The 20,164-nt window shown below is 36.9% G+C and carries 18 protein-coding genes and 1 pseudogene; 11 read left to right on the forward strand and 8 right to left on the reverse strand.

All coding sequences use genetic code 11. The features are described from left to right. Positions 1-284: 284 nt before the first annotated feature. From H0173_RS07780 to H0173_RS07790, 3 genes are all read left to right on the forward strand, one after another. Positions 285-1,526, forward strand: a complete 1,242-nt coding sequence (locus H0173_RS07780) for an MDR family MFS transporter (protein ID WP_221845791.1) — start codon at positions 285-287, stop codon at positions 1,524-1,526. A 139-nt stretch (positions 1,527-1,665) separates the two neighbouring features. Beyond that, positions 1,666-2,511: an SDR family NAD(P)-dependent oxidoreductase gene (locus tag H0173_RS07785; RefSeq protein ID WP_221845792.1), complete on the forward strand. Its 846-nt coding sequence runs from the start codon at positions 1,666-1,668 to the stop codon at positions 2,509-2,511. Positions 2,512-2,522: 11 nt separating this feature from the next. Further along, positions 2,523-4,031: an AMP-binding protein gene (locus H0173_RS07790; RefSeq protein WP_260631095.1), complete on the forward strand. Its 1,509-nt coding sequence runs from the start codon at positions 2,523-2,525 to the stop codon at positions 4,029-4,031. A gap of 36 nt (positions 4,032-4,067) precedes the next feature. Here the strand turns inward: H0173_RS07790 and H0173_RS07795 are convergent, their stop codons facing one another. Beyond that, positions 4,068-5,498, reverse strand: a complete 1,431-nt coding sequence (locus H0173_RS07795) for a Na+/H+ antiporter NhaC family protein (RefSeq protein WP_221845794.1) — start codon at positions 5,496-5,498, stop codon at positions 4,068-4,070. A gap of 177 nt (positions 5,499-5,675) precedes the next feature. Next, positions 5,676-6,203 carry a ferritin-like domain-containing protein gene (locus H0173_RS07800; protein ID WP_221845795.1) on the reverse strand — a complete coding sequence of 176 codons (528 nt, stop codon included), beginning with the start codon at positions 6,201-6,203 and terminating at the stop codon, positions 5,676-5,678. Between the two features lie 157 nt (positions 6,204-6,360). Here H0173_RS07800 and H0173_RS07805 point away from each other — a divergent pair, with 157 nt between their 5' ends. Next, positions 6,361-6,618 carry a hypothetical protein gene (locus H0173_RS07805; protein ID WP_221845796.1) on the forward strand — a complete coding sequence of 86 codons (258 nt, stop codon included), beginning with the start codon at positions 6,361-6,363 and terminating at the stop codon, positions 6,616-6,618. A gap of 97 nt (positions 6,619-6,715) precedes the next feature. Here H0173_RS07805 and H0173_RS07810 read toward each other — a convergent pair whose 3' ends face one another. Then, positions 6,716-7,018 (reverse strand): DUF5634 family protein, encoded by a 303-nt coding sequence (locus H0173_RS07810; protein WP_221845797.1) that lies wholly within the window; start codon positions 7,016-7,018, stop codon positions 6,716-6,718. A gap of 55 nt (positions 7,019-7,073) precedes the next feature. On the opposite strand from H0173_RS07810, the pseudogene H0173_RS07815 reads away from it, so the two are divergent. From H0173_RS07815 to nagA, 3 genes and pseudogenes are all read left to right on the forward strand, one after another. Continuing rightward, positions 7,074-7,283: pseudogene (locus H0173_RS07815) on the forward strand (nitronate monooxygenase); the annotation flags it as partial. A 36-nt stretch (positions 7,284-7,319) separates the two neighbouring features. Further along, a complete protein-coding gene (locus H0173_RS07820) occupies positions 7,320-8,207 on the forward strand; it encodes an ROK family protein (protein ID WP_221845798.1) in 888 nt (295 codons plus the stop codon). 385 nt (positions 8,208-8,592) lie between these two features. Then, positions 8,593-9,783, forward strand: a complete 1,191-nt coding sequence (gene nagA, locus H0173_RS07825; protein ID WP_221845799.1) for an N-acetylglucosamine-6-phosphate deacetylase — start codon at positions 8,593-8,595, stop codon at positions 9,781-9,783. A gap of 362 nt (positions 9,784-10,145) precedes the next feature. Here nagA and H0173_RS07830 read toward each other — a convergent pair whose 3' ends face one another. Further along, positions 10,146-11,243, reverse strand: a complete 1,098-nt coding sequence (locus tag H0173_RS07830) for an ABC transporter ATP-binding protein (RefSeq protein ID WP_221845800.1) — start codon at positions 11,241-11,243, stop codon at positions 10,146-10,148. A gap of 128 nt (positions 11,244-11,371) precedes the next feature. Next, positions 11,372-12,277, reverse strand: coding sequence for a PucR family transcriptional regulator (locus H0173_RS07835; RefSeq protein WP_221845801.1), 906 nt, complete (start codon positions 12,275-12,277; stop codon positions 11,372-11,374). Positions 12,278-12,765: 488 nt separating this feature from the next. On the opposite strand from H0173_RS07835, the gene H0173_RS07840 reads away from it, so the two are divergent. Then, positions 12,766-14,004 carry an ATP-binding protein gene (locus H0173_RS07840; RefSeq protein ID WP_221845802.1) on the forward strand — a complete coding sequence of 413 codons (1,239 nt, stop codon included), beginning with the start codon at positions 12,766-12,768 and terminating at the stop codon, positions 14,002-14,004. A gap of 191 nt (positions 14,005-14,195) precedes the next feature. Further along, positions 14,196-14,786: a hypothetical protein gene (locus H0173_RS07845; RefSeq protein WP_221845803.1), complete on the forward strand. Its 591-nt coding sequence runs from the start codon at positions 14,196-14,198 to the stop codon at positions 14,784-14,786. A 76-nt stretch (positions 14,787-14,862) separates the two neighbouring features. Here the strand turns inward: H0173_RS07845 and H0173_RS07850 are convergent, their stop codons facing one another. Further along, entirely contained in the window at positions 14,863-15,246 is a 384-nt protein-coding gene (locus H0173_RS07850; RefSeq protein ID WP_260631089.1) for a DoxX family protein, read from the reverse strand. A 155-nt stretch (positions 15,247-15,401) separates the two neighbouring features. Between H0173_RS07850 and hemG the strand changes: the two genes are divergently transcribed. Both hemG and H0173_RS07860 read left to right on the forward strand, forming a co-directional pair. Then, positions 15,402-16,787, forward strand: coding sequence for a protoporphyrinogen oxidase (gene hemG, locus H0173_RS07855; RefSeq protein ID WP_221845804.1), 1,386 nt, complete (start codon positions 15,402-15,404; stop codon positions 16,785-16,787). 166 nt (positions 16,788-16,953) lie between these two features. Continuing rightward, a complete protein-coding gene (locus H0173_RS07860) occupies positions 16,954-17,823 on the forward strand; it encodes an AraC family transcriptional regulator (RefSeq protein WP_221845805.1) in 870 nt (289 codons plus the stop codon). Positions 17,824-17,869: 46 nt separating this feature from the next. On the opposite strand, the gene H0173_RS07865 is transcribed toward H0173_RS07860, so the two are convergent. Both H0173_RS07865 and H0173_RS07870 read right to left on the reverse strand, forming a co-directional pair. Beyond that, positions 17,870-18,769 carry an NAD-dependent epimerase/dehydratase family protein gene (locus H0173_RS07865; protein WP_221845806.1) on the reverse strand — a complete coding sequence of 300 codons (900 nt, stop codon included), beginning with the start codon at positions 18,767-18,769 and terminating at the stop codon, positions 17,870-17,872. 51 nt (positions 18,770-18,820) lie between these two features. Further along, positions 18,821-20,050, reverse strand: coding sequence for a CynX/NimT family MFS transporter (locus H0173_RS07870; protein WP_260631090.1), 1,230 nt, complete (start codon positions 20,048-20,050; stop codon positions 18,821-18,823). Positions 20,051-20,164: the final 114 nt, after the last annotated feature.

The following is a 20,164-nucleotide window of genomic DNA, read 5'->3' on the forward strand; positions in this document are numbered from 1 at the left end:
ATCCGTCCTTTATTTCTAAAATTCAGATAAACTGGAATAAACGAATCGCTCGTTCCTTGATCCCACATTGCACCTTTGATTTATGCAAGTATGTTATTATTCTATCAAAATTTAGAATACTTTTTATTCCTTTTTTATAGACTTATCAAAATATTTATTTTCATTAGGATTGGATGGATAGGAAATTTTTGATAATCTATTTTATTGCCATAATATGTTTTTCCAGCTAAAATAAATTCACTGTCTAGCATTAGTAATTACTGAAAACAGAATAGAGGAAAAGTATGAGAGAACTAAAGCACCTTCACCCGTTAATATGGAATATTATCATCGGAACGGTTTTTGGAAGAATGGCAACCTCCATGAGTATTCCGTTCTTGGCGATATATTTAACGAATGTTAAAGGAGTTTCTGCTACTGAAACAGGATTGATTATTGCCGTGAGCTCGTTTGTTGGGATTGCAACAAGCTTTTTTGGCGGTTATTTTTCAGATCGTTTTGGTAGGAAAAGCGTTTTATTAATTTCCATTTTTCTTTGGTCATTTGTCTTTGTTGGTTTTGGCATGGTAGAAGCGGTTTGGGGTTTCTTTATGATGAATGCACTAAATGGCTTTTGCCGTTCGGTTTTTGAACCAGCCTCAAGAGCATTGCTTGCGGATTTGACACAACCAAAGAATCGGTTAATTATTTTCAATTTGCGCTACACCGCTATTAATGTTGGTGTCATATTTGGACCGCTGCTTGGATTTTACTTAGGGTCTTCTAAATCGACCTTTGCCTTTTTTATCGCGGCCGGAGTGTACGCATTATATGGACTTTCGCTGCTGTTAACCTATCAAAAGACGATGATAAAAACAGAGGCTACGGTTAATAAGGATGAAAGTAATCACGTCAAATTAATAGATGCGATAAAAATTACGAAGTCAGATACCGTTTTATTATGGTCTTTAATTGGCTTTATCCTGGCCATTACCGGATATTCTCAACTTTCATCGACCTTGCCGCAATATCTATCAAACACATCCTTAATAGAAAATGGAGCGAAAACATTTTCTATTTTACTAGCTTTAAATGCTTTCACTGTCATTTCCATTCAATATCCTTTATTAACAATCGGAAAGAAGTATTCGCCGTTAACATCCATTATGATCGGTAGTATTTTAACAGGCTTAGGTCTAATTGGCTTTGGTTTGGCACGAGGAATGTTTACATTAGTATTAGTAGCGATTCTCTTTACTGTTGGAGAAGTATTAATGTTCAGCATGACTGATTTATTTATGGATAATATTGCGAAGTCACATTTGCGTGGAACTTATTTCGGCGCGATGGGCTTTACACAGATAGGAAATGTGGTTGGTCCTGCTCTTGGCGGATTTTTACTTGATCATTTCGGATATAATCAGCCGATTTTAGTATTTGGGTTTTTGGCTCTAGCTCCATTCCTGGCGATTCCGATATTATTAGGAGTGATGGCAAAAATGAAAAGAAACACAATAGTGAAGGTAGAAGAAAAACATTTCCAATGAGTTTTGAGTGGAAAGCCCTTGTCATAGCTGATAAGGGCTTTCACTTTATAGAAAATCGAAGTAAGAAAGGTTTTTATATTACCCTCATAGAATAGAAGGTAGAAGTGGTCAGATTAATTGAGAAAAAGGAAAATGATTGATGCACAAATATTCTATGTTAGAGAAATTACTATTTTTATCATCGAGTTTGAACACAGAGAAATTAAGAAGGGCAATAGAGGGAAAAACGGTATTGATTACAGGGGCTAGCTCAGGAATTGGCGAGCAGGTAGCGTACATGCTTGCTGATTTTCAAGTTCACTTAATTTTAGTTGCGAGAAAGGTGGATAAGCTTCTTGCCGTAAAGGATCAGATTGAAAAGAAGGAGGCCAGTGTAAGTATTTTCTGTGCAGACTTAAGAAGTGATGAGGAAATGAAAGGGCTGCTTTCTTTCATTCATCGATTGCCTAACGGTCTTGATATAGTTGTTAGTAATGCAGGTTTATCCATCAATCGCCCTATCAGCCAGTCTCTAGACAGGTTTCACGATTTTACACGGACGATGGCAATTAATTATTTTGCCCCCGTCCAATTAATGCTGTCTCTGATTCCTATACTTGAAAAAAACAAAGGACAAGTAATTAATATTTCAACAATTAATGCTTTGCTTCTGCCATTTCCTAATTGGGCTGGATATCAGGCATCTAAGTCCGCTTTCGATACATGGTTTCGATCGGCAGCACCAGAATTAAATGCGATGGAAATTGCAACAGCCTCCATATATCTTCCATTAGTAAAAACTCCTATGATTTTGCCAACTATAGCTTACGAAAAAATGCCAGCTATGTGTCCGAATCATGTAGCAAAGATTATTTGCAAAACAATGTATACAAAGCGAAAAACTTATAAGCCATGGTGGTTAATATTTGGAGAAGTTGCTTCGATTTTGTTTAGAGGAATATATGAACGCCTTATTCCAAAAATATTTCAAAGTAGGGGGAAGTAGTTTTGAACATAATGAAACTAATGTATGTTCTATACAAAATGAAATTACTTTCCCCAACTGGACTGTACAGGGTTTTGTCAGCTTTATACTGCTGTGGTGTAAATGTTATGACGCTCTTGCATATTGCTGCAAAGACATATGGGAACAAGATCGCTATAGTGGATGATCATGAAGAGATTAGTTTTGAACAGCTTATGATTCAGTCAGAAAAGCTTTCTATCATTTTATATGAATATTACCAGCTCAAAAACGGCCAAAAAATTGCGGTTTTGTGCAGAAATCATATGTCGTTTGTAAAAACAATATTTGCAGTTTCACGTCTAGGAGCAGATATTTATCTGCTTAATCCGAAAATGAGCAGAAGACAGTTTTTGTACTTTAATGAACAATACCAATTTGATTTTCTTATTTATGATTGTGAATTGGATTCAATTATTCATAGGTCCGAATTTCACAATAAGAAAATTTATAGTTATCATGATAATTTACCTGCGATAAATAACATCACTTCTATAAATATAAAAGAAAAAATGAAAGTTAAACGAGCGTCTACGGGAAGATTAATATTGCTGACAGGAGGAACCACAGGGACATCAAAAAAAGCGCCACATAAACCATCTTTCTTTCAGTATTTAAATCCCTTCATAGGTATGCTGACGAAATTGAATTTAGGACGCTATGAAAATATTTATATAGCAACTCCTTTATTTCATGGTTACGGTGCAGCGGTTCTCTTTTTATTTATAGCATTAGGAAAGAAAGTGGTAATCAGCACAAGGTTCCATGCTCAGCAAGCATGTTCACTCGTTCGAAAACACAAAGTGGAAGTCATAACAGTCGTTCCTTTAATGATTAGACGGATGATCAACTATAATATTGACGATCTTCGGACTCTTACATGTATCGCATCAGGCAGTGCAGAGCTTAATCCTAAGCTTGCCGCTGAGGTTTTACAAAAGCTAGGGAATGTATTGTACAATCTGTACGGCACTTCTGAAACTGGTTTAAATGTAATCGCCACGCCTTCTGACTTGGTCTATTCAAATCGGACAATTGGCAGGAAAATTGTAAAACTAAAAATATTAGATAAACATTTAAAAGAAGCGACAGCTGGAACAGTTGGCCAATTGTATGTAAGGGGTGGGCGGGAATGGAAAGCAACAGGTGACTTAGGGTATCGAGATCAGAACGGCTATTACTTTCTATGCGGGAGAGTAGATGATATGGTTGTTTCTGCCGGAGTAAACGTGTATCCCTTGGAATTAGAACAGATCTTGATTAGTCATCCTCTCATTCAAGATGCTGCTGTAATCGGAATTGAAGATGAGGAATACGGACAAAGGCTAAAGGCTTTTGTTCAATCAGTTAATAATGCCGAACTCTCTAAAGAGGAACTTTATAGGTGGTTATCTCTAAGAGCTGCAACATTTCAAATTCCTAAGGAAATCGACTTCATGAAAGAAATGCCTTATACGGCATTAGGTAAATTGGATAAAAAAAGATTAAGGACATATAGATAAATAACACTTTGTCTTGAATGGACAAAGTGTTTATTTTTAGCCTAAAAACAATGAAAAGCCAATATAAAAAATAAATGCAGCGGCTGCACCGACGGCAGAAAGTTTTAATTTATAGCGGGCATAGTCCACAATGGATAAGTCAAGAATCGAAGCAGTCGTGATGGTCGTATCGCCAAGCGGAGAAGTGATGGCGCCAAAGGCTCCGCTTGCGAAAACAGCTCCGACCGTTAACGGAATTGAGGCACCAGTCGCCACAGCTAATGATATTCCTAATGGCATAAATAATCCCCATGTGCCCCAAGACGATCCAATAAAAAATCCAACAACAGAGCCGATCAAAAATATTGTTGCAGGTGTCATAAAGGCAGGTACAAAGCTTCCTAAAGTGGAACCGACAAATGCTGAAAAGCCAAGGTCTTCAGCTGCTGATGTTAATGCCCAGATCAAAATGAGTAGGCTGATGGCCTGCATCATTTGGTTGCCGCCATCATAAAAGTGATACAAAATCTCACTCATTTTCTGCTTACGGACTATGTAAAAAATATATGTAAAAATCAAGGTAATAAAAACGGCGAGGAGCATAACGAATGTGGCATCTGCCTTTGAAAACGCCTCAAAAACAGTTTGAGCCCCTTTAGATATTCCATTCTTCCATAATAGAAATAGTGATAGTGCTAACAAAATAAAAACCGGAAATATTAAATGCCATGGCTGAGCCTTCACTAAAGATAATTCTTTATTTATCCCCATTCGGTGAAAATCATGATCTCCATGTTCATTTTCTGCATTCTTGTTCAGTTTATTATCATACTTCGCTTTTTTAGTCGATGGCCAAAACGTTTGTATAATGCCAATCCCAAGCATAATAATCGCATAAAAGTTAAACAGGATACTTAATAAAAATACTTCATACGGTGACATGCCTAAATTTAAACCACGTATTCCGCCCGATACTAACGAGACCATAAAACCAACAAAGGCAGTAGCAACAGGTAAGAGAACAATGGTCGATTCCGTTGAAATATCTAACGTCATTCCAACCTTTTGTCTAGAAAGATTCATTTTATTGATAAGCGACTTGACGATTGGTCCAATCATCATAATGCGAAACATAGGCATCATAAAAGTAAAGGGAAGAGTAAACCAAATAAGTCCAAGGAGTCCACGCTCGGTCTTAATTTTTTTTCCAACCCATTCTGCGAAGCCTTTAATGCCTCCAGCAATATTCATCATCCCGACAAGACCGCCAAATAAATATAAAAAGCCGACTATTTTAATATTTGTATTATCCGATAATGTGGATACGATGTATGTAACAGCTTGTTGTGTGCCAGTTAATAAATTTGAAGTGACCAGAATGGAGCCAACAAGGATCCCTACAACAAGTCCCGGCAGAATGTCTTTTAACCAAATAGACATAGAAATGACAATAGCAAATGGTAATAACGAAACCCAAGCATGCTCCACAACCTTATCCTCCCCATTTAACTGCATCTTTTTTAAACAGGGAAAGAATAAACTGTCCCTGTTTTCTATACATGCCTAGTATGACCATTCATCGTATTCCTAATTACATTGTTCTAGCAATGAAAAAAGCCTCCTTGATGAAGGCTTAATTAGTTCTGGTAGTCTAAAAAAGACATTTTATAACGAATTATATAAAACCCCAAATTGAGTCCCATGCTCTATCTCATCAACCATTGCAAATAAAAAGGTATCCTTCACTAATTGATCAGTATTGGACAATTGCACATTTCGATAGAATTCGGCTGCTTTTAATTCATCTTTTAATGCCATTAGGAGTCCTGCTTTGTAATTTGGATATTGAGAAGGGACAATACGATATTGTGGTGTTTTTCCTGTTAAATACGTATAGAGCTTTTTGAAAGCTTCTAAGTGTTCTAATTCATCATTTCTTGCATGCTGAACAAACTCTTTATGCAAATTATTCGGAGCTTCTTTCAATAAACGAGAATAAAAATCGGCTGCAGTCGCTTCATCCACAATCGCCTTCATAGTGTTTTTAATTAATTGATCCATCGTTTCTTTTCCTAATAGGGGTAGATTAGGGATGTTGAATTGTTGATTATGATCAGGGGTACGTGGATACATATGCTGATTTTGCGGATAGGAAGCCATGATCGGTACATAGGGATAATAATTATTATACATGAGCAAATCTCCTTATTTATTTATAGTATTAATTATTAGCCTATGCACACTCATATTTTTTGGTTCTGAAGCGATTTGTTTTTTTGAAAACCTTCTAAAATGGATATATCTGTATTGAGCATGTATAATATTTATAATATATTGCAGGGGGGATCTCATGGAAGAATTGATGGGTTTCTTATTAGGATCTTTACAATTGTTCTATCCTTTGCTAATAGCATCTGGCATTGTTTTTGTGTATGGACTCATAAAGCGTTCATGGATTTCGATGACAGTAAGTGCTATTTTACTTTATCCTGATGCCTGGTATTTTAGTGGCTATCCTCCATTTCCATGGGCGAAATTTATTCCGATTATTTTCATATTAATAGCTATTGCATTTTACTTAAGAAAAAGAAAAGGGATAATGGATTAAGAATAAGATTGAAATTCTGGAAATGAGTCTTGTGGATTAGCTAATATAATGAAAATCGCTCAGATTTCACTGAGCGATTTTAAAGTATATTTCAAGCTTAGATTTCTCGAAAGATACTGTCTAAACTGCTATATCTTCTGTGATCATCTGCGTTTGGATTATCATGTTCAACAATCCATTCATCCATTTCCTTAGCTAATTCTCCTTGGTCATTTTTTATGTATGGGCTATGGATATGATAGGTTTTGCCGTTCTTATTGACCGTATAGCCAAGATAATATCGGTCGCCTTCTCCGTGTTCTTCAAAAATCCCAATATCATCTACATTATATTTATCCATATAAGATTGAAACGACTGCTGTAAACCATTGATTACTTGCTCGCGCGGTAAAAAATCCATTCGATCAGCTCCTTTCATTATTACTACACTTAATATGGCTTAGCTTTAATTTTTTTACACTAAAGTAGGAAAATCATTTCCTGAATTAGAATTAATAGAAAAATTGGTCATAGAATTTAGTATTCCGATTATTGCTAAAGGAGGTATTTGGACACCAGATCAGTTTAAGAAGGTATTTGAGCTTGGTGCTCATGCAGCAGTTATTGATACCGCTATCACAAGACCAATGGAGATTACGAAGAGATTTGTAGAGGAAATGAAATAGACTTATATAATGATACACATATTGAGGTCGAATGAAATGAACATATTAGCATTGGATATAGGGGGAACCTCTATAAAAGCTGGCGTCAGTGATGAGAGGGGGAATTTAAAGGATTTTAATGAATACCCTACTCAGCTCAGCGGCAATCAAAAAAATATAGTTGAAAAAATAAAGGCAATTATTGCAGACTATCATGGCTTTGATGCAATCGGTATAAGCACAGCTGGGCAAGTGAATAGTGAAGAGGGATATATCATTTATTATGCAAATGACAATATTCCAAACTATACAGGTACAAGCTTAAAGGATATTTTAGAGGAGCAATTTAATGTGCCGGTTGAGGTTGAAAACGATGTAAATGCAGCTGCTCTCGGTGAAAAGTATTTTGGAGCGGGCAAAAAATATGAAAATTTTCTTTGCCTGACCTTTGGGACTGGAATTGGCGGAGCAATTGTTCTTGGATCACAATTGTATAAAGGACATCGGGGAATTGCAGCAGAATTTGGCCATATGATTACCCACCCGAATGGAAGGAAATGCCCGTGCGGCCGCTTGGGGTGCTATGAAACCTATGCTTCTACAACAGCTTTAGTTAGTAAAGCTAAGGAAATAAATACAGACTTTATGAACGGGAAGGTAATCTTTGCGGAAGAAAATAAAATTCATTTTGAACTTCAAAAGGTTATACAAGAATGGATCTTCGAGGTTTCCCTTGGTTTAACCTCCCTTATTCACATTTTTAATCCCTCGGCTATAATTATTGGCGGTGGGGTTATGGAACAAGAAGATCTTGTTCACATGGTGTCACTAAAGGTAAAAGAATTAATCATGGAAAGTTTTTCAGATGTAGTTATAACGAAAGCGTCTTTAGGCAATAAAGCGGGGATGTTAGGCGCTGCTTTATTACATTTGCAAAAGCACTAAATAGAGGGAGTGAATAAATAAATAATCAAGATATTTTTTCACTCATTCACTCACAATATAAATCATTCACTCTCTTATAGCACGTCTAATGATAAAGATAATCCGCAAATGACAAGTAAAGTTACAATGTGAGATACGATAAAATAATTATCAACAAAATTACTGGTATGAAATGTAATGCTTTAAATGTAAGAAGGTCCAAGGAGGCAGTTTAACAGTAAAAATTTCACAGCTATTTATTGGATCTTCTTTATTTTGAATTCTTTATTCGAACTAACAATGAAGCAGCTGTCAACCAAGAGCTTACGGCAAAGGCAGTTATAGAGAAATTGCTTTAAACAAATACGCTTGAGAGCTTTTTGGGTGGCGGCAAGAAGGTGATGAAGTGGACAAGTTAATCATATTAAATACTACAGTATATTCAGAGGATGATGTCATCACCAAAGGCTACATCAAGATAGAGGCAGGCAAAATTGCTGAATTAGGAAATATGAAAGAACTAGACGATATCCAGGACTATAAGGTTCTTTCCTTTCCAATGAATTATTCAGCAATTCCCGGCTTAATTGATGTACATATTCATGGAGTAAATGGCGTTGACGTGATGGATGCCACTAAGGAAGCACTTGAAACAATGGCTGCAGTTCTTCCAAGAGAAGGAACAACCAGCTTTTTAGCTACGACTATGACACAATCAAAAGAAGCTATAGAAAATGCCTTAATCAATGCAGGGGAATTTATTGAAAATCAGGTCGATCATAATAAAGCTGAAATTCTCGGTATCCATCTCGAAGGTCCCTTCGTTAATAAAAAAATGGCAGGGGCACAGCCTGTTCAATATATTATCGATCCTCAAGTTGAGTTATTTAAGAAATGGCAGAAGCTTTCAAAAGGGTATATTAAGTTAGTCACGCTAGCTCCAGAAATCGATGGGGGACTCAAACTTACAAAGTATTTAAAAGGAACGGGAGTTATTGCATCCATCGGTCACTCTCAATCAACATATGAAGAAGCTGTTCATGCCATTGAGGCTGGAGCTACTCATGCCACTCATCTTTTTAATCAGATGAGCGGTTTACATCACCGGGAGCCGGGTATAGTAGGTGCGGTATTTTTACGAGGAGAATTAAAAGCCGAGTTAATTGCAGATGGTGTGCACGTTAAACCTGAGGTTGTGAAGCTAACTCATAAAATGATCGGGACTGACCGAATTATCTTAATCACAGATTCAATGAGAGCGAAATGCTTAAAAAATGGAACGTACGATTTAGGCGGCCAAGAAGTAACGGTTAAGGATGGAAAGGCTGTATTGAGAGAGGGGACCCTGGCTGGAAGCATATTAAAGCTCGGTCAGGCGATAAAAAATATGATGTCTTATACGGGTTGTTCATTAGAAGATGTTATTGAGATGGGATCAGCGAACCCTGCAAAACAGCTCAATGTGTTCCATCGGAAGGGCAGCCTCGCTGTTGGGAAGGATGCAGATTTAGTAATTCTAGATGGAAATAAGGATGTGTATATGACACTTTGCCATGGCTCAATCGCATATGACAAAGGTGTTACGAAAAATCCATGAACATTAAAAGAGTTCGACAAGCTCCCATTCAAATAACGATTATTGTGATGAAACGGCATTATCGGGAATACATTTTTAAAGTGATCTGTACCAGATCCATAACGATTGGAGGCATGATAATGCAAAAGACATTTTCAGCTGATGGGGAAGATGCTGGGGAGCTAGTTAGCAAGCTATCTGAAGTCATGATTTCGCAAGCTATTGGTGAAGAATGTTAGAGATTTAAAGAAATTCCTGTTTCATATATAGTCGCGATAGCAACGAATTATAGAAGTACATCAAAAATCGGAAGCCACTAATTCCAAAGGCTTCCGTTTTTAATGTCTTTGCTTTTTCAAGGCACGCCAATCAGCGAGTTTTCTTTACCGAATGCGCACTTCTGTTTCCGCATCAAAGAAGTGGACTTTATTCATATTCAAGGCAAGTTCAATTTTCTGGCCGCTTTGTACAGGGGTGTTGGCATCTATACGAGCGACAAAATTTTGACCTTCAATGCTAGAGTAAATCATTAATTCAGCACCCGTTAACTCCGAAACATCCACCTGTACTGAAATCGCTGATCTTTTGGAAGATTGTATGAAGGAAGCATCATTTTGAATATCTTCAGGACGAACACCAAGAATGATATTCTTGCCAACATAGCTTTTATCACGAAGAACCTTAAATTTGTCTTCTGGTATAGCAAGAGTTGTATTACCAACTATAAATCCATTTTCCTCTAACACACCGTTAATGAAATTCATCGCAGGTGAGCCAATAAATCCGCCGACGAAAAGATTTTCAGGATTATCGTAAACCTCTTTAGGAGCGCCAACCTGTTGGATCACGCCATCCTTCATTACAACAATTCGAGTTGCCATTGTCATGGCTTCGGTCTGATCATGAGTTACATAAATCGTTGTAGTCTGTAGACGCTGATGGAGCTTAATAATTTCTGAACGCATTTGTACCCGAAGCTTCGCATCGAGATTAGAAAGCGGCTCGTCCATTAAGAACACCTTTGCATCGCGAACGATAGCTCTTCCGAGAGCAACACGCTGACGCTGTCCGCCAGAAAGAGCTTTTGGCTTACGATCTAAATACGTATCAAGACCAAGAATCTTCGCTGCATTTCTAACGCGGCGATCAATTTCATCTTTTGAAAATTTACGAAGCTTTAATCCAAATGCCATATTTTCATAAACGCTCATATGTGGATAAAGGGCATAGTTTTGGAAAACCATGGCGATGTCCCGATCTTTAGGAGGGACGTCATTCACTCTTTTTCCATCAATATAAAAATCACCCTTTGAAATCTCTTCAAGACCGGCAATCATTCGTAAAGTAGTAGATTTACCGCAGCCTGAAGGACCAACAAATACAATAAATTCTTTATCCTTAATATTAAGGTTAAAGTCTTCAACAGCTGTTACTTTATTGTCGTAGATTTTGTAAATCTGTTCGAGTTTTAATTCAGCCATATTTAACAGCCCCATTTCGTTTAGTGTTAATTTAATTGTAAGAAAAATCTTTGATTCAGAATATGGGCTGGCTGCACAAACTTTTTTCGGAATTTTTAGTCTGTTCTTATAAATGCTAAGCCATTATTTTAATTACCTTCATTTTTAAATAATAGACAAGAAAGGTAAACCGTAATTGTGCTATTGAAATCCTTGAAATTTACCCCTGTCTTTTGGGCGAATTTATCTAATCTGTACTGTAATGTATTCCGATGAATATAGAGTTCTTTTGCGGTTAACGTAACGTTCGAGTTATTTTCTAAAAATCGTTTGACTGTCATTAACAATTCAGGCTCATCCGCAATTTTTTTTAGTATTTCTGACTGCAGCCAATTCCGTATTTTTTTCGGCATCTGGTGGGAAAGTATAAAAGGCAAACTTCGTTCAAATGTGTGAAAGACCTGTGATGGTATGAGTTTTATCGCTTGTTCAAAAAATCCTTGAGCTTCTTTGATTTTAGCTGGCCATTCTTTTGATAAAGGCTGGATTTTTCCACTATAAAAATAAGCTTTAATAAAAAAGTCACTTTCAAGAGTTTGACTAAGGGAGAGGAATAAACTTTCATCTTCTTTTGGTTCTGAATTCTGTTCGATAATAATGCCAAATTCGTGACCTTCCCAAAGAATAATAGCTTCATCTCGAAAAAAGCCGTACATAGCTTCCTCTAATCCATCTCGCTCCCACTCTTTTCCAAACAAATGAAATAATATGAAACGATTATTGGTATCGTTTTCGGAGATCGGAATTTCTCCGTTGTTGTAAAGGAAATCGTGCCATTTTTGGACCTTTGGATGAATGGCAAATGAGTTAGATTCATATTGAAATAGAGATTTTAATAATAGGAGTTCTTTTTTATGAATGGCTCCAAATGGAATTCCGAGCCATTGTGAGCTAGAGTCATCTTTAAACCAATGAAAGCCGGAATAGTAGCTAAAATTAGGCTTCTCAGCTAATAGCAGGGAATCACAATAATAAGCTTGTAATTTATCAAACATGAAAAACTCTCCATTATATTCAAGTATTTACGTTTAATTCAAGTTACTTCTTAATTATATGTTATTAAAAGCGATGTCACTAGCAAATTTGATTTTATATTAAAGTGAGAGAAGGTCATTGATAAAAAATCTTAAGACCATGACACTCATCTGTATATTTGATTAGAATGATTAAATTTTCATATTTCCCGAGAAATATACAATTGAAGATATAAACGAACAGGATTGGACAGATTTTTCAAAGAGCCGCTTACATATAAGGTGCCAATTGATCTATGGCTCGTGAAAATCTCAATAGAATTATTGAGTAATGTCTGAAAAAAATGAAATCTTGCAGGTAATAACTGCCGTTTCAACCTTTTTATATCCTGTATATAATTATGATATAGAAAAGTATTTTAGCGAAAGTTGTCGAATAAATGAATATATTGTCGATTTTTTAGAGGAGGAGGTATAATAGTACTATCAATGATTGTGAGGAAGCAAGCATGAAAAATAAGAAAATTACAACTCTGTTGCTTCATGAAGAGAAGCGAGCACTTAAATCCTACTTACTATTATTTTATATAACATTATTTCTATATGATTTCTTTTATTATTACTTATATCCTAAATTTATTATAAAAACGGAGCCAGGGTTCGGCAGCTCTTTGAGTTATTGGAATTATATACTATTCCTGCTTTTAATCCCTGTTTCATATTTGTTAATCAAAAAAAACAAACTGCATACAATTAAATATTTATATCTAGTCGTATATATGACCTGTGTTGCCATAACCGATATTATTTTGTTTACAGGGGAAACGGTCGAATACAGGAGTGGAAATGCTGCTGAGCTTATACTAATATTATTTTCACCCATATTTATTAGTAAAGGTTTCTATTGGACTGCTACTATTACTTCTATATTAAGGTATTTAATTGTAGGTATTTTCATTCAGTCTGCAACGGTAGTTACGCCGATTGCGATAATATGCATTCTCTCAATAATCGCTTATATTTTCCTCAAACGCTCTACCTCCTATATTGATGCACTCACCTCAATGTATGAGGAATTGCGAAATAAAGAAAAGCTCGCATTTATTGGACAAATTGCTGCTTCAATCGGTCATGAAATAAAAAATCCTCTCGCTTCCTTAAAGGGGTTTACACAACTTCAGAAAGAAAAAGATTTGGAAGAAGAACAACAATACTATTTAATAATGGAACAAGAAATTGACCGCATAAATTCTATTGTCAATGATTTACTGCTTCTTGGGAAGCCAAGGTCAGCTAAGCAATTTCGCAAGAATAATATTAATGAAATTATTGCATATGTTATTTCAATAACTCAACAATTGGCTTCACAAAAGGAGATAGAGCTTTTATTTCATGTCGACGATAATATGCCTACAGTCTTATGTGATGAGAATCAATTAAAGCAAGTATTTATTAATCTTATAAAAAATGGAATCGACGCCATGAATGATGGAGGAGTGATCAGAATCTCCTCGAAAATGGACGAAATTAATACATTATCGATTAGTATTATTGACCAAGGATGTGGGATTCGTCCATCTGAGATGGAAAGGCTTTTTGATCCATTTTATACAACGAAAGTGGATGGAACAGGCTTAGGTCTGTTGGTTTCTAAAAAAATAGTCGAGGATCATAAAGGGCAAATACAGGTTGAGAGTGAAGTAAATAACGGAACAATGGTTGAAGTGATTCTGCCTATAGTTCAATAAAAAGCAGGGAGCAGCATGTAAAGGCATGAATGCTCCCTGTTTATTTATTTTCATTTTAAGTATAAATTGTCAGCACAGAAGATTGCTCGGCGTATGTGGCAATCTGTAAGTTTCAATAAGAAAAAAGGTAAATGGCTGTCATGAATCGAACCATAAAACATATGATTATGGAAAACCATGGAGGTGCTTATTTGCAGAATAAATTACGATTGATTTTATTTGGGTGTATCACGTTATTACTTATGTCAGCATTTCCCTTTGATGTAAAAGCTTGCTCCTGTGCAGAACTTCCAAGTATTGAAGAGGAATTTGACCGTTCACAGGCAGTATTCAGCGGGAAAGTAATTCGTATAAGTGAGACTGAATCTATGAAAGGCTACAGAACAAAAACTGTATTATTTGAGGTAATAAATACTTGGAAGGGAGTCACGCAATCCCAAATCATTATTAGAACAGGGCAAGGCGGAGGAGATTGCGGGATTGACTTTATTGAGGGAATAGAATATTTAGTTTATGCCAATGAATCAGATATGTATGGTCCAAAGGAGCTTGTGACTATTATATGTGATCGAACAAATAAACTAAGTGCCTCTCAGGAGGATATACAAGTGCTTGGTGCAGGAACTCCTCCAACGGAAATGGTAGATTTGACTAAAAAAATAGAGGAGAAACAGGAAAGAATAGAGGAGAAACAGAAATTTATTTGGGGCGCTGTCATTTTAACGATCGGGATTGGGGCGGTTTTAATTCTATTATTGAGAGGAAGGAAAAAGAGAAAATAATAAAGCCAAGGAGATGAAGTGAAACAGCAAGGAAAGCCTGCGACTAGAACTTCCTCTGTACGCAGGCATTTTATTCTCAAAGTTTTATACTCCTAGATTGCTGCTTATATATAATAAAAAGCAACACCAACATCACAATGTCTAATCGGGCATTTGCTGCAAACTGGAAAAAGCCAGTATGCAAGGTTGGAATCTTTGTTAATATAATTGCCACAATCATAATGCCGATTAAAGGCAATGAAGCATTAGATACACTTCGATTTAATAAAATCAGGATACCACAAACTAATTCCACAAGGGCTACAATATACATCACCGTAATTGGGTAAGGCAGTCCCAAATTAACAAAGTAAGTACCCATCTCAGGATTAATAAATTTAATGATTCCGGCGATAATGAATACGTACGACACAGCATAGCGAATTAATTGATCCGCTGATAATGATGTTTTTATGGTCAACCCCTCCTTTAATAAAACTGTATGCACAGTTAAGGACAAACAGTCTAAAAACTCGCCTTTTTGTCACAAAATTGTTGGAAGAGTGGCCATACGGATGCAACATAAAGTATGATACACTTTGATTAGAATCAGGAACAAAAACAGAGGTGTAAACAATGAAAACAGTCTTAGTTATTGGCGGGGGAATCACAGGCTTATCTGCAATGTACGAATTACATAAATGGAAAAAAGCAAATGGATCGGACGTAAGGCTCATACTTGCAGAAGCGGGACCGGAGCTTGGCGGAAAAATTCGAACGGTTAAAGAATGCGGTTTTATTATGGAGGCTGGGGCTGACTCGATTGTAGCTCGTAAAGCAAACTCAATGTCCTTCATCAACGAGCTTGGTTTAGAAGATGAACTAGTGTATAACGCTGCGGGCCGGTCATTTATTTACACCGATGATGAACTTAAGCAAATTCCTGCGGATGCAGTATTTGGGATTCCGGCAAGTATAGAGTCTTTAGCTAAAACGACACTTGTATCGGCAGAGGGAAAAGTAGAGGCCCTCAAAGATTTTTACACAACAAGTGATTCATTTACGAAAAATGATTCTATCGGAGATTTCCTAGAATATTTCTTCGGGAAAGAATTAGTTGAGAAGCAAATCGCCCCTGTCCTATCAGGTGTTTATTCCGGAAAGTTAAGCGATTTAACAATTGCTTCTACGCTTCCATATTTATTAGATTATAAAAAAGAATACGGCAGCATTATTAAAGGATTTGAAGCGAATAAAGAAAAATTCCAAAGCGGAAGCGGGAAAAAGTTTCTTTCTTTCAGAAGCGGCTTAGGAAAACTGATAGATGCCTATGAAGAAAAGCTGAGTGACGCAGAGATTCTAAAAAATGCACGAGTAAGCAAAATTGACAAGTCTAGTGAAGGATATCTTATCACTCTGCACAATGGGGAAGTGATCCAAGCTGACTATGTTGTACTAGGCATACCAAGTACAGAGGCGAAAAATCTATTTACTGATTATGAACTGGAAAGTAGCTTTTCTCAATTTACAAATAGTTCCCTTATAAGTATCTATATTGGTTTTGATGTACCAGACAGCATGTTGCCAGAAGACGGAACAGGGTTTATTACGGCAAATTCTAATGATGTTTTATGTAATGCATGCACATGGACAAGCCGCAAATGGGAGCATACATCAGAAACGAAAAATCTGCTTGTTAGGCTTTTTTATAAGAGCAGCATTACTGCGTTTGAGTCATTATCAGCGATGAGCGAAGAGGAGTTATTAGAAGTTGCCTTAGCGGATATTCAAAAAAGCCTTGGCATCTCAGCTAAACCTGTTACATGTGAAATTACAAAATGGACAGATAGCATGCCGAATTACCTAATTACTCATCCAAACACAGTTGAAGAGCTTGAGAAAAAGCTTGCAGCTGCCTATCCTGGGGTGATGCTTGCCGGCTGTTCGTATTATGGTGTAGGGATTCCTGATTGTATTGAAAATGGGGCAAATGTAGCCGAAAAGATTATTGAAACTCTATAAAACCGAAGGACAGCTAATAACGGCTGTCCTTTTTTCTGCTGTAAAAGGATTTTTTTCCTCGTACAAAGAATTATAAAGGAGAATGTTCTAAACTGTCCGAACAAAGCACAAATTGACAGGATTCCATTTTCGGCTCTTGTTAAGATGAGATCAAGGGAGTGAGACAATGGCTTGGATAGAATCTATACAGAAAGCAATTGACTATATAGAGGAACATTTGCAAGAAGAAATCACTATAGAAGAGGTCGCTTTTAGAGCAAATGCATCTGCTTTTCACTTTCAGCGAACCTTTACGATTCTAACTGACATGTCTGTTGGTGAGTACATTAGGCGGAGACGTTTAACTCTAGCTGCTCAGGAACTATCTAGAACAAACTGTAAAATTATTGATCTTGCATTTAAATATGGCTACGACACTCCCGAGGCTTTCACTAAAGCATTTCGCAGACAGCATGGAGTTGCTCCTACTGAAGCGCGAAAGTATATGGGAAAGCTGAAATTCTATGAACGCCTGGTGGTACAGGTAATTCTGAAAGGGGCAGAACCGATGAAGTATAATGTTTTGGAAAGAGATGGATTTCAGGTAGTTGGTATTAAACGCGGGTATTCAATCGTCAATGGGGGAAATTTGATAGGTATCCCTAAATTATGGGATGAAGTTTTGAATGATGGAACTTGTGAGAAGGTAGCTCGTTTGAACAATGGTCAAATTAAAGGTGTGCTAGGGGTATGTGTGTGTGCAGATAATAATGATGCTGCTTCACAAGGAATGATTGATTATTGGGTTGCAGCTGAATCTACTGACAAAGTTCCTGAAGGCTTCTTATCGTTAGATATTCCTGCAAGTAAATGGGTTGTTTTTGAAGTACATGGTCCAATGCCAGATGCGATGCAGAAAAAGTGGAAACAAATTTTTTCAGAATGGTTCCCAACAAGCGGCTATGAGCATGCAGGGACACCTGAGTTAGAGGTGTATCCGGAAGAGGACTCAACGAGTGAAAATTATTATTCGGAAATCTGGATTCCAGTAAAGTAAAATAGAGCAGGAGGGTCCCGTAGATAAGGGAACCCTCCAGTTAAAATTACGCATTTATATGTTTACTAGAGTAATAATAAATCAATTCATCTAAGACTTCATCTAAACTAGCGAAAGAATAGCCTAGTTTTTCTGCTTTTGCGGTATTAATGGACCAAGAACCATCGAGAGAATAAGGAGAGGTGTTTTCCTTTGTTAACACCCCTGTAGTGTTTGCCTTCTTATTTAAGTGAGTTTCAATTTTCCCAATAAATTCTATAACGGAAATATCCTTTTTGCTTCCTGGATTGATAGGACCAGTGAAAGCTGATTTCCCAATATCGTATAAAAATTGGGCTGCGTCATCAGATAAGATAAAGCTAAATCTTGCCTTTGGATTGGATACTCCGATTTCTTCCCCATTTTTCACCTTATCTACATGGAATTTGAGCCTGTTCGTAAAGTCATCCTTGCCAATTACGATTGGAAAACGGACTGCCACAACATCTATTCCCTTTTGTGAGAGTAATAAAGCCTCTGCAGCACGCTTTGCTTCCTGATAGCCTTTATAGCCAATATATTTCTCTCTTGGCTGAGGGTCAAAAGTATATATGTATGGATCAAAATTCTCCTCAATATGTTGTTCTCCAAAATCGTATACTGCTTGAGTGGAGGTGAACACATATTTTTTCACTTTCCCTTTTAAAGCATTCAGTATGAACTGTGCTTCAAGAGGTGATTGGCAGGTTTGGTCATAAATGATATCCCATTCGCTGTTAGATAAAGCAAGATCAATCGACTCTTTGTTTCTTCTATCGATCACTAATCTTTCCACCTTATCCTCAAAAGGATCCGGTGTGATGCCCCTCGTTGCGATGGTTACCTTTTCTCCATTTTCAATCAGCTTTTTGACTAATTTCTTTCCAAAAAATTGTGTTCCGCCCAAAACTAATACTCTGCTATTCAATGATTTCCCTCTTTTCTGTATTCGATTAATAAAATTTGCTGAGATCATTCTTTAAGCAATAGTTGATGGAGATTGCTGATTCTTTTGTGGTTTTTCTTGTAGTACGTAAAGATTTCTTCCTGCACCAATTCCGGCAATCGTGTATAAAACGGTGATAAAAATAAGCAATATTAACGGAATGGTCCAGCTTTGAAAAAAATCAAAGAGAAATCCAATTATAAATGGTCCCATTGCTGCTAAAATATATCCGACCGATTGTGCCATTCCTGATAAGTCAGATGCCTGCTTTGCATTGGCAGCACGCAGACCAATAAGCGTTAAACCATGACTGATTGCAGCTCCAAGAGCAATACCTAACATAATTATACAGCAAATTATAATTATTTTATTAGTGCTAAAAATTAAACCGGCTAATCCAGCTAAGCATAAAATTCCGATACCTAGGGCGATCCCTTTTTGATGAGGAAGCCGATCGGCAAGAACAGGAATAATGATATTTGCTGGTAATCCAGAAAACTGAAATAATGTAACCATCCATCCCGCAACAGCAATTTCAAAGCCTCGGCTAAGCAGTATTTCTGGTAGCCAGGATGTGACACTAAAGTAAACCATTGATTGCAAGCCCATAAAGAAGGTTACCTGCCATGCTAATGATGAAAACCAAATGGGTGAAGTGGATTTATTTTGAGTGGGGCTCTTTAATGATGTTTGTTTTATTTTCAGTTGAGGCAGCCAAAAGCCGATTGCAGTTATGATAATAATTGTCCACATTCCAAGTGACATTCTCCAGCCTAAGTTTAATGTATCAGCAAGCGGGATGCTTAGGCCAGGTGCCAAGCCAGCAAATACACCCATTGAAAGTGTATAAATACCGGTTAGCAGCCCCACTTTCTTTGGGAATGACTGTTTCACAATACCAGGCAAAAGAACATTACAAACCGCTATTCCTAAGCCAATGAAAATAGTGCCGGAGAACAGAAGTACGATTGTGTCAGCAGATCGAATCATAATACCTGCACCAAGAATTAATAATCCAATCAAAACGCTCATTTCGTTGCCAAACCTTCGTGCAATTCCCGGCACAAAGGGAGAGATGAGTCCAAAGGCAATGAGAGGAAGTGTGGTAAGCAGTCCTGCTAAGCCATTGGATATTCCGGTTTCAGCGCGGATGTGTCCAGTTAATGGACCGATTGATGTAATAGCAGGCCTTAGGGTAAATGCAACAAAGATAATACCAATCATCAAAAGGGTATGCTTGCTTTGTATTTCTTCATTCTTCATTATTTTAAGTCCCCCAATTTACAAAAATCGCTCAGTATGATTAAAGTTATTCACTCTCCATAAGAAAAATTTGATTTTGACAACAATAGGAAAAAATTTCATATTCACCCATTA

Source organism: Bacillus sp. S/N-304-OC-R1, from assembly GCF_019749375.1.
In the GTDB taxonomy this organism is placed as follows: Bacteria; Bacillota; Bacilli; order Bacillales; family Cytobacillaceae; genus Cytobacillus.